Below are 15151 nucleotides of genomic sequence, written 5' to 3'. Positions count from 1 at the left end.
GGTGACCCGTGCCGATTCACCCGGGCATGGTCGAGCCGTTGGCCGAGACGACGCGCGACATGTACGCCGCCGCCGAGGAGCGGCTGTTGGGCATCATCGCGCGCCAGCTCGCCGCCGGCCTCGACGCGCCCGGGTGGGTCGAGGCCAAGCTCGCCGCCGTGCAGCCGCTACGCCGCGCCGCACAGGCCGTCGTCGACGAGCTGGGGCGCGCGACGCAGCTCGAAGTGTTCGACGCGGTCGCCGAGGCGTACAACGTCGGGCACCGCGCCGCGGTCGCCGAGCTCGGCGCCCTGTCCGACGACGCGCGCGCCCTGGTCGACGACCGCGTGCCGAACGCTCAGGCCGTCGACAGGGTCGCGCAAGAGGCCGTCGACGTCGTCACCGCGACGCACCGGTCGATCTTGCGTGCCGTCGTCGACACGTTCCGGGCCGTCGTCACGTCGGTGGCCGCCACGCCGCTACTCGGTATCGGCACCCGCCGGCAGGCCGCACAGGACGCCATGCGGGCGTTTGCCGACCGCGGGATACGGGCGTTCGTCGACCGCGCCGGCCGCCGTTGGCAGCTCAGCTCTTACGCCGAGATGGCCGTAAGGACGGCGACCGCACGGGCCGCGACAGAGGCGCACATGCGCACGCTCGCCGAGGCCGGCGTCGAGTTGGTCGTCGTGAGCGACGCCCCCCGCGAGTGCCCTTTGTGCGCCCCGTGGGAGGGCCGTGTGTTGACGATTGGCGGGCCCGCGGGGGCGCGTACGGTCGAGGTCGAGCACGCCGTCGAGGACGGCCGCATGGTCCCCGTACGGGTGGCCGGCAGCCTCGACCAGGCCAGGGCCGCAGGGTTGCAGCATCCCAACTGCCGCCACAGCGTGAGCATGTACTCGCCCGGCTTGACCAGGGTCGAGCAGGCCACCAGCGACCCGGCCGGGTACGAGGCCGGGCAGCGTCAGCGCGAGATCGAGCGGACCATACGGAAGTGGAAGCGCCGCGAGGCCGCCGCCGTCACCCCGGAGGCGCAGCGCGCCGCCCGCGCCAAGGTCCGCCAGTGGCAAGGCGCCATGCGCCAGCACCTCGCCGACCACCCCGACCTACGCCGCAACCGCGTACGCGAACAGATCGGCGCCGGCAACCTCCCCGAGCCCCGGACGGAGGCGACCGCCGAGCAGGTCGAGGCCGCCCGCGTCTGGTCGGGCGACGACGCCAACGTGCGCGAGATGAGCGACGACCAGCTCGCCGCCGCCATGCGCTCGAACCTGCTCGACGACCGCGCCCGCCGCCGGCTGGAGGTCGAGGCCGACCGCCGCGACCTCGACGCCCTGCTCGACCGCGCTGCGCCCCGCGGCACCCTCGCCGCCGATCTGACCCCGTTCAGTGACGCGGAGTTGGGCCGCCTGGTCGGCCACGTCGACGACGCCGACGCCCTACGGATCGCCGCCGAGCTCGACCGCCGCGACCTCGCCGCACGGCTCCCGGGCGTCCGCCCGGATCTGGTCGGCCTGTCCGACGACGAGCTCGCCGCCCGCGTCCGCTACGCCATCGAGCACGGCCTCGACGACGTCGACCAGCTCGCCGCCGAGGCGCACCGCCGCGACCTGCTCGCCGCACTGTTCCCCGGCGGGCGCCTGCTCGACGACCTGTCCGGTCTCGGCGACGACGACCTCGCATGGGCGATGCAGTACGCCGACAACGGCGAGCTACTGCGGATCGCCGGCGAGATGGACGCCCGCGAGGCCGTCGAGCTACCCGAGCCGGCCGACACCGGCGACGCCGTCGAGGACCTGCTCGCCGACCGCGACGCCCTCGCCGAAGCCATGGGCGACACCGTGCCCGGGCCGGCCGCGTGGGGTGCCCTCGCCGCCGACCAGGCCGTCGACGACCACCTCGACGACGACGCGTTTTGGGCCGACCTACGCGACGCCTCAGCCGCCCTGTACGGGGGCGACGACGACGAGGACCAGGACAAGGACGAGCGGCACCTGATCACTCGCCGCGAGGCCCGGGCCCTTTACGACGAGTACGTATATCGGCAGTACCTACAGGCCGAACAGGACTGCAACGGCTACCTACTCAACAAGAAGGCCAAGGCCGCCGGGCACAACCCCGCATCGCTGTTCAGCGGGCCCGCGCGCATCGCATACGCGCGAGCAAGCGACGAGCTGAAAGAGTGGTGGAAGGAACACGGCCGGCTCACGCAAGCCGAGTTCATCGAGTCCGTGACCGGCAAGGCCCAACGGTGGGCCGACGGCGCCCGTAAGAACGAGAGCGACCAGCAGAACAAGAGGTGACCCCATGGGCACGCGCGAGGAGATCGTGAGGGCACTCACGGCCGGCCGCGAGGCAGGCGACCGGGGCGACCCGCCGACCGCGTGCCCGTACCCGCTCACCTCGACACTCAGCACCGCGTGGATACGCGGATATGCCGAGCGCCGCCCCGTCGCCGACCAGGGCGACCAGGACGTCGACGACTGACAACCGAACACCGCAGCACGACCCCGAAGGGGGGTCCGCCACCACGGCGGGCCCCCCTTTCGTATGCCCGATTCCGCCCCGTCCCAGGAGAGCCACCGTGCCCGACCCGAACCCGAACCCGAACCCGTCGGCCGACCCCTCGACGGACCCGGCCAACCCGCCCGCGCCGCCGGCCAACCCGCCGGCCCCGGCCGCACCCCCGGCCAACCCGCCGGCGCCGCCGCAGGGCGACCCCCAGACGCCCGCCGAGGGCGACGTGTCCGCGCTCCCCGAGTGGGCCCAGCAGCTCATCAAGGACGCCCAGCAGGCCCCGAAGGAGCCGGCCCCGGCCGCGCCCGAGCCGGCCGCCGAGGGCGACCTGTCCCGCCTGCCGAAGTGGGCACAGCAGCAGCTCACCCAGGCGCAGGAGCAGGCCCGCACCGCCGCCGTACAGGCCGCCGTACTGCGCACCGCGCCGACCGCCGGCGCCAACGCCGCCGCCCTGCTCGACTCCCAGTCCGCCATGACCGCGCTCGCCGCGGTCGACCCCAACGACCACAACGCCGTGACGGAGGCGATCAAGGCCGCCGTACAGGCACAGCCGCACCTCGCCGCCGCCGTCGGCCCCGCCCGCGGGGGCGCCGACTTCGGCAGTGCCACCCCGCAGGAGCGCCGGCCCGGTTCCCTCCACGACGCCATCGCCGCCCGTCTGGGCGCCTGAACCTAGGAGCACCCCATGCCCGTCACTCTGACCGAGGCGAAGAACAACGCGCAGGACGACATAGACGTCGCGGTGATCGACGAGTTCCGCAAGGAATCCGCGATTCTCGACTCTCTGACGTTCGCCGACGTCGTCAACCCCGCCGACGGGGGCGACACCCTCACGTACGGATACCGCCGGCTGATCACCCAGCCGACCGCGTCGTTCCGTCCGATCAACACCGAGTACACCGCGTCGGAAGTCCAGACGCAGCGATACACCGTCGACCTCAAGGTGATGGGTGGATCGTTCCGCGTCGACCGCGTCGTCGCCCGCATCGGCCCGGCCGCGTCCGGTGCCGTCACGCTGAACATGCAGCAGAAGATCAAGGCGACCCGTACGCAGTTCCAGGACACCGTCATCAACGGCGACACCGCCGTCGACGCCGAGTCGTTCGACGGCCTCGACAAGGCACTGACCGGCACGGCGACCGAGTTCCGCGCCGGCGCCGTCACCGACTGGTCGGATTTCGACACCGACCCGCGCGCCGAACACAAGGCCCTCGACGCCATCGACGAATGGCTGTCCCTGCTCGACGGCTCGCCGACGATCATTCTCGGCAACAAGCGTGCGCTTGCCCGCGTCCGCGCCGCCGCGCGCCGCGCCGGCATGTACACACAGAACCCGCTCGACGGCCTGCTCGGTCCCAACGGCCGGCCGATCGTCCGCGAGCAGTACGGCGACATCGTGTTCGCCGACCCGGGCGACAAGGCCGGATCGAACGACCCGATCATCCCGGTTGAGAACCGGACCGTCGGGGGCACGCCCGCGACCGGCCTTACCGACCTGTACGCCTACCGCGTCGGCCTCGACGGCTTTTTCGGCGTCGCGTGCATGGGCGGGACCGTCGTTCGTCAGTGGCTCCCCAACTTCGACACCCCGGGCGCCGTCAAGTTCGGCGAGGTCGAGCTCGGTCCCGTCGCCGTCGCGCTCAAGAGCACCAAGGCCGCGACCGTCTTCCGAAACATCAAGGTGGGCTGACCCATGGCAGTGATCCGCACCCCCGTGAAGGACTACAGCGGGCCCGGCGTGGCCGGCCTGCACTTCGTCGACGGCCAGGCCGAGACCGACGACGAGGCCGTTATCGCCTACGCCCGCCGGCGCGGGTACGACGTCGAGGACACCGCGCCGAAGCGGAAGGCCCCGGCCAAGACCGAGACGCCGAAGGAGTAGCCCCGGTGCCCCGTGTCTACGCGACCCCCGAGCAACTGGCCGCGTGGACGGGGGAGCCGGCCCCGCCCGACGCCGAACGGTTGCTCGCCCGCGCGTCCGCCGACGTCGACGCCGCCCTGTTGTGCGCGTTCTACGCCACGAGCGACGCGGGAATGCCGACCGAGCCGCACGTCGTGCAGGCCCTCGCCGACGCGACGTGCGCACAAGTCGAGTACCAGCTCGCCACGGGCGACGACGGAACCGGCGCCGCCGGCAGGTGGGGCAGCGTCTCTATCGGCCCGGTGTCTCTCGGCGACCGCCGCGACGACCCGCGGGCCCCGGGCGACCTCGACCTCGCCCCCCGCGCGCACCGCGCCCTGATGTTGGCCGGCCTGCTCCCGGGGGTGATCTGGTGAACGTCCCCGGGTGGCTGTTGCGCCACCGCGTCACGGTCGAGCCGTACGACGGCGACAGCGCATACGGCCCGACCTACCGCCCGGCCGTCGAGGTGCGGGCCCTGGTCGCCGAACAGACCAAGCTCACCCGCAACCGCGAGGGCGTCGAGGTCACGTCGACGACGCAAGTCATCACCGCGCCCGACCTCGACTGCCCGCCCGAGTCCCGCCTCACCCTGCCGTCCGGGCGAGTGACCAAGGCGATCAACGTCGCCAACCACACCGCGCCCGGCCTACCGGTGCCGCAGTCCACGGAGGTGATGTGCGAGTGACGCAGCGATCCCGACTCAGGCTGAACGGGGCCGCCGTCATGCGCGGCACCCGGGCCGGCGCCGTCCGCGGCCTACGCCTCGCCGCCGAGCACGTGCTCACCGAGTCACGACGCGTCGTGCCGATCGAAGAGGCCACCCTCGAACGCTCCGGCGTCGCCACCGTCGACGAGTCGTCGCTTACGGCCGCAGTCAGCTACGACACCCCGTACGCCGTCCGGCAGCACGAGGAACTGACCTATCAGCACGACGCGGGCAGGACGGCGAAGTACCTCGAACGGCCCATGTCCGAGGAGGCCGACACCGTCGGCGAGATCATCGCCGCTCAGGTGCGGAGGTCGCTGCGTGGCTGATGTGACCGACGGCGTCGCCCGCCTGCTCGACGGCCTCGACCTGCTCACCTACGACCCGACCGGCAAGACCGGCGACACGTTCGTCGAGCGCATGCCGTCGACGCCGGATGCCGCCGTGTGCCTGTCCCTGTACGACGCCGGCCCCCCGGACGCGCGCAACGCCTACGACACCGTACGGCTTCAGGTGCGCGTGCGCGGGGGCCCGGACCCGCGCACCTCCCGCGACCGCGCGTGGGCGATCTACCGCGCGTTGCACGGCCTCGCCGGCGTCGAGTTGCCCGACGGAACGTGGCTCATCCTCGCCGCCGCCCGCGCCACCCCCGGACCGATGGGCGCCGACGCCCAAGGCCGTCACGAACACGTCGTGAACGTCGACCTCGACGTGTCGTCCCCCAGCACCCACCGAACCGAATAGGAGGCCCCAGCATGGGCAGGCCCATCGACGCCCGCGGCTGGTATTTCGAGGTCGAGGACCCGACCGGAACCCCCGCCACATGGCACCGCATCGGCAACGTCAACTCCTGGTCGTACAGCCCGTCGGAGAACGAGGAGACGGCCGACACCACGACCAACGACTCGGAAGGCGGATACGAACAGGACGTCATGCAGCGGGGCGCGACGCTGGAGGTCACCGGCCTTTGGTCGCAGACCGGCACCACCCGCGACCCCGGACAGAACTACATCGACAACACGTGGGCGTGGAAGCTCGGCAGCGAGTCGCGTGGCCGGATGCGCTACCGCCACAAGTCGCAAGCCGACTGGACCGTGTGGGAGTGCACCGTTACGCCCGGCGAGCAGGGGGGCGAGCACAACGCGAAAACGTCGTGGGGCGCCACCTTCACCCGGTGCGGATTCCCGGACACCGAGCCCGTCACCACGACCCCGGAGCCGTAACCATGATCGAGCAGCACGACCAGGCCCTCGACGTCGACCAGCCCGTCGACGACGTCGCCGACTTCGACGCGTTTTTCGCCGAGCAGGCCGAGCCGGAACGCCGCGGCGTACCGCTGCGCCTGTACGGCCGTACGTACACCCTGCCGCCGAGCCTGCCCGCGCTCTACATGCTCCAGCTTCACCGCGTCATGCACAGCGCGCGCCCCGAGGACATTCGACGCCTGCTCGGCTCGCTGTTCGGCCCCGCGGCCGTCGACGACTGGGCAGAGGCCGGCATGGACGACCGGAAGCTCGGCATCGTGTTGATGTGGGCGACCGCCAACGTCGCCGACCCCGGCTCGCTGAGCATGGAGCAGGCCGCCGCGGCGTACGACAAGCGCGAGGCCGCCAAGGCGGGAAAAGCCCCGCGGCCGGCGACGCCGCAGAGGCCGAAGAACCGCCCGAAGGGCAAGGGGAAGGGTCGCAACTCTGGTCGGCGGTAGTCCGCCACTGGGGAGCGGTCGAGGCTGACCTACGCCGCGAGTACCAGCTCACCGCCGGCGAGGTCGCACGGCTCACCGTGCGCGAGTTCCTGGTGTGTCTGGGCGGCCTGACGTCCGAGTCCCGGTTCGCCCGCGTGTGGCAGTCGACGCCGCGCGTCGTGACCGACCCCGACGAGATCGCACGACTCACCGGCAGGTGACCAGCACGACAACTGAATAGCGCGCCCCGCGGGGCGCCGATGGGGGGTGCAAAGTGGCCCTCACCATCGGCGAGTTGGTCGGGTATATCGACCTCGACGACTCCGGGGCGCAACGCGGCGTCGACCGGACCGAGGCCGCCCTCGCGGGTCTCCAGCGCGACGCCGACGGCCGGTTGCGCGACATGCGAGGTCGCTTCGTCGCGGCCGGCGCAGAGATGGGGGGCGCACTCGGCGACGGCATCGGAGGGGGCGCCGAGGAGGCCGGTCGCGGCCTCGCCGGTATCGGCCCGCTACTGGGCGCCGCGGCGACCAGTACCAAACTCCTGTCTGTCGGCGCCCTCGGTGCCGCGGGCGCCCTCGCCGCTGTACCGCTCGCCGTTATCGGTCTCGGCGCGAAGGTTCTCGCCGAGAACGAGCAGGTCAAGAGCGCATTTAGCGACCTGGGCGAGCACGTCAAGGGGCGAATGCAGGAGCTCGCCGAACCCCTGGTCAAGCCGTTCACCAACGCGGCCGGACAGCTACAGGGGATCTTCGACGACCTCGCCCCGCAGATCGGACAACTGTTCGAGGGCGTCGCCCCGCTGGTCGAGCCGCTGGTCGACGGCATCGGCGCGTTGGCCAAGGGCGCCATGCCCGGACTGGTGTCCGCGGTTGAGGCCGCGGGCCCCGTGATCGACGCCCTGTCGTCCGGTCTCGGCGCGGTCGGCGACGGCATCGGGGGTTTCTTCGAGGGCGTCTCCACGGGTGCCGACGGGGCCGCCGAAGGGCTGGGCGGACTGCTCGGCGCGGTAGGCGAGATCCTGCCCGCACTGGGCGGCCTGATCGGGACACTCGCGGAGGCCGGCGGGCCCGTCCTCGCCGCGGTCGCTAAGGCCCTGGTGCCGGTCGTAACCGGCCTCGCCGATGCGCTGGGCCCCGCGCTCGCCGCACTCGGGCCGCCGCTTGAGACGTTCATCGGCGCACTCGGCGACGCCCTGGTGCCGATCGTCGGCGAACTCGGCCCGGTCCTGGCCGCCCTGGCGGAAACGTTCGGCCTAGTCCTAGAGGGCGTATCGCCCATACTGCCCATATTGGGGCAATTGATCGCCGCGGTCCTGCCCGTTTTCGCGGAGCTGCTGACCGCCGTTCAGCCCCTACTCGTCACCCTGGGCGAGGCGTTCGCGCAGGTCATGACCGCACTCGAACCACTGGTGCCGATCATCGGCGAGCTACTGCTCGCCGCCCTCGACGCCCTCATGCCGATCATCGAACCTTTGATCGGCCTGGTCGGAAAGCTCGCCGAGATCCTGGCCGCAGGACTCGCGCAGGTGATCACGTCCGTTGTCCTGCCGATCCTGCAAGCCCTGGTCGCGCTGCTGCAAGGCGACTTCGACAAGGCGTGGCAGCTCGCCAAGACGGCCGTACTCAACGCAGCGAAGCTGATCGGCGAGGCTGCCGGCAAGCTCGCCGAGTGGGTCGGCAAGGGCATATCCGCCGCCGTCGACTGGATCAAGGGACTCCCCGGCCGCGCGTACAACGCCCTTGCGCCGTTCGCCGGCCAACTCGCCGAGCGCGCGCGCTCTGCCCTGTCGTCCTTCAAGACCAGTGTGGTCAACAAGGCCAACGAGGCGATTTCGTGGATGCGTGGTTTGCCCGGCCGGATCTCCAGTGCCATCGGGAATCTTGGTTCGCTGCTGGTCGACAAGGGCCGCGACGTCGTGCGCGGCCTGCTCAACGGCGTAAAGAGCATGGGCGGTTGGCTCCGCTCGCAGTTGATCAGCTTCGCGAAGAACATGATCCCCGGGCCGATCGCCGATGCACTCGGCATCGCCTCGCCCTCGCGCGTCATGGCGAAGGACGTCGGCCGGTGGATTCCCGCCGGCCTGGTCAAGGGGATTCAGGGTGGAGCCGGCGCCGTCGACCGCGCCATGCGGTCGCTGGTCACCACGCCTGCCGTTCCCCAACTCGCCCCCGCCGGCGCCACCGTCGGCGCCTACGGCTCGCCGTTCGCCCCGGCCGCCGGGGGCGTGACTGTCCAGATCGAGCATTGGCACGCCGCCGAGCACGGCGGGCCCGACGACAACGCGCGGGCCCTCGCATGGCTCGCCAAGGCAAGGGGGTGACGATGCCTGTCACCGCCATGGGCGCCGCCGGCGCCCTGGTCACCCGGCCCGGACATGTCCAGTACGGCGACCTGTTGCTCGGCCCCGACACCCCGTACCGGTGGCGGACGCTCACCGGGTGGGGCGACCTCCCGCCCCTCGACTCAGGCACCGTGCAACGGGCCGACGCGCACGGGGCGTTCCCCGGCCAGTTGCTCGCGCAGTCCCGCACGATCGGTCTCGACGGCCTGGTCGTGCGCGCACCGCGCGCGCAAATCGGCGAGGTCGTCGGCCGGCTGGAGGCCGCGACCGCGCCGCGCGTCGACGAGATTCCCCTCGTGGTGTGGCTCGACGAGCGCGGGCCCCTGCTCGCCTACGCCCGCGCCGTACGCCGCGCCGTCCCCACGACGACCGGTTACCGACTCGGAACGATCATCGGAGGAGCGATCGAGTGGGTCGCCACCGACCCGCGCCGCTACGCCCTCGCCGAGCAGGCCGCCACGGCAACGCTCCCCGTGTCCGAGGCCGGCCTCGCGTGGGAGTCGGCCGAGGTCGAGGTGTTGCCCGCCAGCCAACGCGCGGGCGTGGGCGAGCTGTGGCGATGGTGGAGCGACGGCGACCCCGTCATCAGCGGCGACGGCACCGGCCCCGTGTCCGTGCGACCCCTCGCCGAGTTCGCCGAACTCATCTGGGCCGCCGCCGGCAGTAACTACGGGTGGGCCGTCGCCGCCGGCCAGACCGTCACGTTCGCATCGCAGGTCGCCGCCGAGCAGGACGCCACGACGACGCTCCGATGGTGGGGACCAGGTGGGCAGCACCTCGCCGACCAGGCGAGCGCACCAGGCGACGCGTCGCTCACCGGCACCGCGCCGGCCGGCGCCGCGACCGTGCAACCGGTCGTCAGCTTCCCGGCCGCCCTCGCCTCGCCCGTGCCCGTGGGCACGTCGTCGCTACGGATCAGCACGACCGCCGGCGTCCTCGCGTGGCCGCTCAACTTCGGTACGCCAGGCAGTACCGGCCGCATGTCGGCCGTCAATACCGGCACCGCGGAGACGCACCCGGTCGTCGAGTTCCGGGGCCCGGTCACCGCGCCGAGCCTGACGAACATCACGACCGGCGACGTCCTCGAATACGACCTCCCCCTCGCCGCCGGCGACGTCCTGGTCGTCGACACCCTCGCCGGAACCGTGACGCTCAACGGCACGGCCTCGCGCCTCTACACCGCGAGTAGCCGCAGCGTGCCCGAGCAGACGTTCACGCTCGCGCCCGGCACAACCCCCCTGATGTTCCGCGCCGCGCCCGGCAGCAACGACCCGGCCGCGTCCGTCGTCGTGCGCTACCGCGCCGCCTACTGGTAAGGAGCCCCCGCCGTGACCGTGCGCCCCGCATGGCTGTTGCCGCTTGGGCAGACGAGAGAAGACACCCGCCTCGCCCCCGTGGGCACGTGGTCGCCCGACGGCGAGATACGCACGCGCGACGGCGTGATTCCGGGCGGGAACCCGTTCGCCGCGACCGGCGCCGGCGCCATGTCCCTACAGGTTGGTATCGGTCGGGCCGCCGTGCAGGGGACGACCGCGCAGGGCGCCTACCCCGTCGCCGTCGACGCCCCCGAAACCGTCACGTTCACCGACGGGAACGCCCAGTTCGCCCGCATCGATTCTGTGATCTTGCGCGTGTACGACGGCCTGTTCGACGAGAGCGACAACGCCCTCGCCCGCGTCGAGGTCCTGGTCGGCACAGCGTCGGCGACGCCGACCGCGCCGACCCTTCCCCCCTGTTCGCTGCGACTGTGGGACGTCACCGTGCCCGCGGGCGCGTCCGCGGGCGTGGGCGGTATCAACTGGTCGTCGGCCCTCGCCGACCGCCGCCGCTTCACGGCCGCCGTGGGCGGGATCATCCCCCAGGGGTGGGGACTCAGTTTCAACGGGGCGTACGACGGCCAGTACCGCGACGCCGACGGCACCCTCGAACGCTGGAACGCAGCCGACGGCACGTGGGAGACCTACCGGCCGCCCGAGCGCGCCACGGAGACGATCAGCGGAGGCGTAAGCACCGCGGCCGGCTGGTCGCTGAACACTTTCGGCGCCCGCCGCCGTAACGGCGTCGTACAGATCGTCGGTTACTGGACCCGGACCGGCGCGACCCTGCTCGCTAACCCCAACCTCGCCGACACCCTGGTCGCCACGCTCCCGATCGGGTGGCGCCCCGTCCTGCTGGTCGAGGCCGTCGCGTCGAACGGTTACGGATTCGGCGCATGCGCCATCGGCGCCGACGGCCTGATGACGCTGCGTTCGTGGGCGGGGGGCGGACCGGCCCGCACCGACAACGCCCTCGAAAAGGACACGAACGTGCGGATCTCCGCGACGTTCGTGCAGTAGGGGGCGCCGCGTGCAGACCCCTTACCGGTTCGTGTTCACCGACCTACGAAGCGACCAGGTACTCGACGCCCTGCCCGTGACCGGCGTGAGCCTCGACGACTACATAGGCAAGGTGGGTCGGCTCACCGGCAGTGTGCCCATTCCGAACCGGGAGATCGCCGAGCGGGCCCGGCGGGCGTTGCAGCCCGGCCGTACGGGCGTATGGGTCGAGCGCGGGCGCGACATCTGGTGGGGCGGCATCCTGTGGACGCTGCAAGTCGCGTCCAGCGCACGGGGGTTCCTCACCGCACAGATTCAGTGCGGGGGGTGGGAGTCGTACCTGTACCGGCGCCTACTGCTCGACACGCAGCTCGCCGAGCAGGTCGACCAGTTCGACATCGTGCGCGGCCTGCTCGACTACGTGCAGTCGACGCCCGGGGGTGATATCGGCATCACCTACGACGGCGAGCCGTCCGGCATCGTCCGCGACCGCGAGTTCAGCCGCTACGACCTCCCCACAATCGGCGACCTTATCGACCAGCTCGCCGCCGTCGAGAACGGTTTCGAGTGGCGCGTCGCCAGCTACCGCGACAGCAACGGTCGGCGCGTCAAACGGCTTGTGCTCGGTCACCCGATCATCCGCACCGGCACGGCCGAGATAGTGCTCGACCACCCCGGGCCCGTCCTCACGTACACGTGGCCGCACGACGCGTCGGCCCTCGCCAACGGGTGGCAGTCCCGGGGCGCATCGATCAACAACAACCAGGCCGCCGACTCCGTGCCGCTCATGTCCGAGCGGCTGGTCGCCGACGACGACATCGCCGCCGGGTGGCCGCGCCTCGACGGATCGTCGGATTACACCACCGTCGAGCAACCGAAGACGCTCGACGCGCACGCCCGCGCCGACTGGACCGCCGCCCGCCGGCCCGTGCAGATACCCGAGGTCGAGGTGTTGCTCGGCGACAACGTGAGCCCCGCCCTGCTCGGCGCCGCCGTCCGTCTACGCATCCGCGACCTATGGCACTCCGACGTCCTCGACGGCCGGTATCGCGTCGTCGGCCTTTCCATCAACCCGCCCGAGCGAGGCCGCCCCGAGACGGCGAAGCTCTATTTGGAGGTAGCCGAGTAATGGCGTACGTCCCACAGGATCTACTCGACCGCGTCGCCGCCCTCGAACGCGAGGTGCGCACCCTCCGCGGCCGGGCGCAGATGCGCCCCGCCCTCAACCAGGTGTTGGCCGGCGACGTCGTGATCGGCGAAGGGGGGCGCCTGTTCGTCAAGGACCCCGACGGGACCGCCGTATTCGAGACGGGACAGTCGCCGACCGTCGGCGATTACTTCACCGCCATGCGCCGCGACACGGGCGACATCGCGTTCGCCATCGGCGCCAACAGCTATCCCGACGACGACGCCCCCCGACAGATGGTCCGCATATGGGACCGCAATCGGAACGTCATCGTCATGGATGACTACTACAGCGACGAATTCCTCGGTCGCCCGTGGATGCCGGTACAACTGCACCCCACCGAACGGCAGGACTACACCGGCACCACGTATCAACCGGCGTGGCAGGGCACGACCCCGGCCCATAACGCCGTCCTGTACCTGTCTCTGACGACCTACGCCAACACCGGTGGCGCACAGGTGCGCGTCGTCCTCACGCACGACGGCGTCGAGACCGAGCTCGACGAGTGGGATTGCCCGGCCGGCCAGTGGACCGGCCGGCAGATCACGCGCCCGCTCGACGGCCTGCAATTCCTGTCGTACTTCACGCTGCGAGTCGAGCACCGCGCCAAGTCGGCCAGTCAGAACGTCGAAACCCGCCTGTACTCCGCTTACACCCGGAACACGTTCACCGAGGCCGAGGCGCCCGACGTGCCGACCGGCGAGGCCGCCAACGCAGCGACCGCCGAGCCCACCGCCGCCGCACCCGTCGAGGAGGTGTAACGATGCTGCCCGACGGAATCCCCACCGTCCGAGTCACCGGCCGATTCCTCACCCCGGCCGGCGAACCCCTCGCCGGGCAAGTCGTCTTCCGGGCCCCCGGCATGGTCACCTTCCCTGACTCCGACGTGATCCTCGGAGGGCCCGTTACCGCGCCGCTCGACGCGACCGGGGCGTTCGCCGTCACCCTCCCCGCCACCGACGCCCCCGACATGAACCCGACCGGCTGGTCGTACAGCGTGGCCGAGCAGCTCGCCGGCGTGGCGATGAACCGCGTCTATCAGGTGTTGCTGCCGGCCGACGACCCCGAGGTCGACCTCGCCGACATCGCGCCGACCGACCCGACGACCCCCACCTACGTTGCCGTACGCGGCGACAGCGCGTACGAGGTCGCCGTTAAGGCCGGTTTCGTCGGCACGGTCGCCCAGTGGCTCGCGTCCCTGGTCGGCCCCCAGGGCGTCAAGGGCGACACCGGAGCGACCGGCCCGGCCGGCCCCCAGGGCGTCAAGGGTGACACCGGCGCCCAAGGGCCGGCCGGCGCCCCGGGCGTCGTGCAGTCCGTCAACGGGCAGTCGGCCGCCGCGGTCGTCCTCGACGCCGACGACGTGGGCGCCGTGGCCGCGACGAACGGCAAGGTAACCGGCACGCTCACGCTCGACGGCACGGCCGCCACGTTCCGGCCGATCAAGCTACAGACGGCCGGCGTCGACCGGTGGCAGATCCAGAACGACGGCACGGCCGAGGGTGGCACCGACACCGGCTCGAACCTCCGTATCGCCGCCCGGCACGACGACGGCACCGACAACGGCGTCGCCCTGTTCATCCGCCGCGACAACCGGCGGGTAGTCATCAACGGCACGTCGACCGCCGGCGAGTCCGTACTCACGGCCACGGGCGCGATCGGCGCGAAGGACATCGCCGCCGACCCGGCCACGTCCGCCGGATCGATCCAGCTCTATTCCAAGGCCGGATTGCCGTACATCAAGCAGGGTGACGGCACCGTGTTTCAGGTGGGCACCGCAGGCACCGCGCCGGTTACCTCGGTCAACACCAAGACCGGCGCCGTCGTCCTCAACGCCGCCGACGTCGGGGCCCTCGCCACCACCGCGCGGGGCGCAGCGAACGGCGTCGCCAGTCTCGGCAGCACCAGCAAGGTTCCCGACGCGCAGCTTCCCTACGACGGGTGGAGGCCGAGCGATCTCGGCATGAAGGCGTGGGCGTTCGACCCCGCCGTCGCCCAGTCCGCCGGCCGCGTCCCCTCGACCGGATCGTTCCGGATCATCGCCATACCCGTGCGGGAGACGATCACCGCGTCGTCGATCGTCTTTCACGTGTTCGGGTACGAGGGGACCGGCCTCGACGCCGGATCGCGCGCCGGCATCTTCAACACCGCGGGGACCCGCCTCGCCCAGACGAACGACATGGTCGATACGGCCGTGATGATCGACGTACACAACGCCGGCGGGCAGACCGTCACCTGTGCACTGTCCGCGCCGCTCACGCTCAACGCCGGCATCTATTACGTGGCCTTTCGGTTCGTGATCGGCAACAGCGCGAACGCACCGGTACTGATGACCGCCGACTCGACCGGCGCATGCCCCGTGACCACGCTCAACACCATTCGACCGTTCGGCGTGATCTCCGGCCTTGCGTCGTGGCCGGCGTCGTTCACCCCGTCCGCGATCGAGACGGACCCGATCAAGTTTTGGGCCGCCCTCGCGTAGCCCGCCCCCCTTCCACGCCGCACGCCCGCGCACCGCGC

The 15151-nt window shown here is 71.6% G+C and carries 18 protein-coding genes; all 18 read left to right on the top strand.

The window, feature by feature from the left end:
• Positions 1-26: 26 nt before the first annotated feature.
• The 18 genes from ACIOC0_RS09780 (at position 27) to ACIOC0_RS09695 (ending at position 15113) form a co-directional block, all read left to right on the top strand.
• Positions 27-2279 carry a phage minor capsid protein gene (locus ACIOC0_RS09780; protein ID WP_402154378.1) on the top strand — a complete coding sequence of 751 codons (2253 nt, stop codon included), beginning with the start codon at positions 27-29 and terminating at the stop codon, positions 2277-2279.
• A 4-nt stretch (positions 2280-2283) separates the two neighbouring features.
• Positions 2284-2463, top strand: coding sequence for an Rmf/CrpP fold protein (locus ACIOC0_RS09775; protein WP_402154151.1), 180 nt, complete (start codon positions 2284-2286; stop codon positions 2461-2463).
• A 97-nt stretch (positions 2464-2560) separates the two neighbouring features.
• On the top strand, positions 2561-3163 hold the full coding sequence (locus tag ACIOC0_RS09770) for a hypothetical protein (RefSeq protein ID WP_402154149.1): 603 nt from the start codon (positions 2561-2563) through the stop codon (positions 3161-3163).
• A 15-nt stretch (positions 3164-3178) separates the two neighbouring features.
• Positions 3179-4183 carry a major capsid protein gene (locus ACIOC0_RS09765; protein ID WP_402154147.1) on the top strand — a complete coding sequence of 335 codons (1005 nt, stop codon included), beginning with the start codon at positions 3179-3181 and terminating at the stop codon, positions 4181-4183.
• A 3-nt stretch (positions 4184-4186) separates the two neighbouring features.
• The gene (locus tag ACIOC0_RS09760) at positions 4187-4375 is read left to right on the top strand and encodes a hypothetical protein (RefSeq protein ID WP_402154145.1); all 189 of its coding nucleotides are present in this window, start codon (positions 4187-4189) and stop codon (positions 4373-4375) included.
• A 5-nt stretch (positions 4376-4380) separates the two neighbouring features.
• The gene (locus ACIOC0_RS09755) at positions 4381-4770 is read left to right on the top strand and encodes a hypothetical protein (protein ID WP_402154143.1); all 390 of its coding nucleotides are present in this window, start codon (positions 4381-4383) and stop codon (positions 4768-4770) included.
• Entirely contained in the window at positions 4767-5081 is a 315-nt protein-coding gene (locus tag ACIOC0_RS09750) for a hypothetical protein (RefSeq protein WP_402154141.1), read from the top strand. The genes ACIOC0_RS09755 and ACIOC0_RS09750 overlap by 4 nt, the downstream gene beginning before the upstream one ends.
• Complete coding sequence (locus ACIOC0_RS09745; protein WP_402154139.1) at positions 5078-5431, top strand: minor capsid protein; 354 nt, start codon at positions 5078-5080, stop codon at positions 5429-5431. Before ACIOC0_RS09750 ends, ACIOC0_RS09745 begins: the two co-directional genes overlap by 4 nt.
• The gene (locus ACIOC0_RS09740) at positions 5424-5846 is read left to right on the top strand and encodes a minor capsid protein (protein ID WP_402154137.1); all 423 of its coding nucleotides are present in this window, start codon (positions 5424-5426) and stop codon (positions 5844-5846) included. Before ACIOC0_RS09745 ends, ACIOC0_RS09740 begins: the two co-directional genes overlap by 8 nt.
• 11 nt (positions 5847-5857) lie before the next feature.
• On the top strand, positions 5858-6325 hold the full coding sequence (locus ACIOC0_RS09735) for a phage tail tube protein (RefSeq protein WP_402154135.1): 468 nt from the start codon (positions 5858-5860) through the stop codon (positions 6323-6325).
• A 2-nt stretch (positions 6326-6327) separates the two neighbouring features.
• Positions 6328-6807, top strand: coding sequence for a hypothetical protein (locus ACIOC0_RS09730; RefSeq protein ID WP_402154133.1), 480 nt, complete (start codon positions 6328-6330; stop codon positions 6805-6807).
• 77 nt (positions 6808-6884) lie between these two features.
• Positions 6885-7007: a hypothetical protein gene (locus ACIOC0_RS09725; protein ID WP_402154131.1), complete on the top strand. Its 123-nt coding sequence runs from the start codon at positions 6885-6887 to the stop codon at positions 7005-7007.
• Between the two features lie 53 nt (positions 7008-7060).
• Positions 7061-9109: a hypothetical protein gene (locus ACIOC0_RS09720; protein WP_402154129.1), complete on the top strand. Its 2049-nt coding sequence runs from the start codon at positions 7061-7063 to the stop codon at positions 9107-9109.
• A gap of 2 nt (positions 9110-9111) precedes the next feature.
• Positions 9112-10446 (top strand): phage distal tail protein, encoded by a 1335-nt coding sequence (locus ACIOC0_RS09715; protein WP_402154127.1) that lies wholly within the window; start codon positions 9112-9114, stop codon positions 10444-10446.
• 12 nt (positions 10447-10458) lie between these two features.
• Positions 10459-11466, top strand: a complete 1008-nt coding sequence (locus tag ACIOC0_RS09710) for a hypothetical protein (protein ID WP_402154125.1) — start codon at positions 10459-10461, stop codon at positions 11464-11466.
• Positions 11467-11476: 10 nt separating this feature from the next.
• A complete protein-coding gene (locus tag ACIOC0_RS09705; RefSeq protein ID WP_402154124.1) occupies positions 11477-12574 on the top strand; it encodes a hypothetical protein in 1098 nt (365 codons plus the stop codon).
• Positions 12575-12627: 53 nt separating this feature from the next.
• Positions 12628-13392, top strand: a complete 765-nt coding sequence (locus ACIOC0_RS09700; RefSeq protein ID WP_402154122.1) for a hypothetical protein — start codon at positions 12628-12630, stop codon at positions 13390-13392.
• 2 nt (positions 13393-13394) lie between these two features.
• Positions 13395-15113 (top strand): collagen-like protein, encoded by a 1719-nt coding sequence (locus ACIOC0_RS09695; protein WP_402154120.1) that lies wholly within the window; start codon positions 13395-13397, stop codon positions 15111-15113.
• Positions 15114-15151 lie beyond the last annotated feature (38 nt).

Source organism: Streptomyces sp. NPDC088254 (assembly GCF_044740925.1).
In the GTDB taxonomy this organism is placed as follows: Bacteria; Actinomycetota; Actinomycetes; order Streptomycetales; family Streptomycetaceae; genus Streptomyces.
The sequence above is the reverse complement of the archived record's forward strand: the minus strand, read 5'-3'. Positions and strand labels throughout refer to the sequence as shown.

What these genes read in the sequence shown, in the direction of transcription:
- ACIOC0_RS09735 (WP_402154135.1), top strand. Translation starts at nt 5,858, where the DNA reads ATGGGCAGGCCCATCGACGCCCGCGGCTGGTATTTCGAGGTCGAGGAC.
- ACIOC0_RS09780 (WP_402154378.1), top strand. Translation starts at nt 27, where the DNA reads ATGGTCGAGCCGTTGGCCGAGACGACGCGCGACATGTACGCCGCCGCC.
- ACIOC0_RS09760 (WP_402154145.1), top strand. Translation starts at nt 4,187, where the DNA reads ATGGCAGTGATCCGCACCCCCGTGAAGGACTACAGCGGGCCCGGCGTG.
- ACIOC0_RS09730 (WP_402154133.1), top strand. Translation starts at nt 6,328, where the DNA reads ATGATCGAGCAGCACGACCAGGCCCTCGACGTCGACCAGCCCGTCGAC.
- ACIOC0_RS09765 (WP_402154147.1), top strand. Translation starts at nt 3,179, where the DNA reads ATGCCCGTCACTCTGACCGAGGCGAAGAACAACGCGCAGGACGACATA.
- ACIOC0_RS09695 (WP_402154120.1), top strand. Translation starts at nt 13,395, where the DNA reads ATGCTGCCCGACGGAATCCCCACCGTCCGAGTCACCGGCCGATTCCTC.
- ACIOC0_RS09715 (WP_402154127.1), top strand. Translation starts at nt 9,112, where the DNA reads ATGCCTGTCACCGCCATGGGCGCCGCCGGCGCCCTGGTCACCCGGCCC.
- ACIOC0_RS09775 (WP_402154151.1), top strand. Translation starts at nt 2,284, where the DNA reads ATGGGCACGCGCGAGGAGATCGTGAGGGCACTCACGGCCGGCCGCGAG.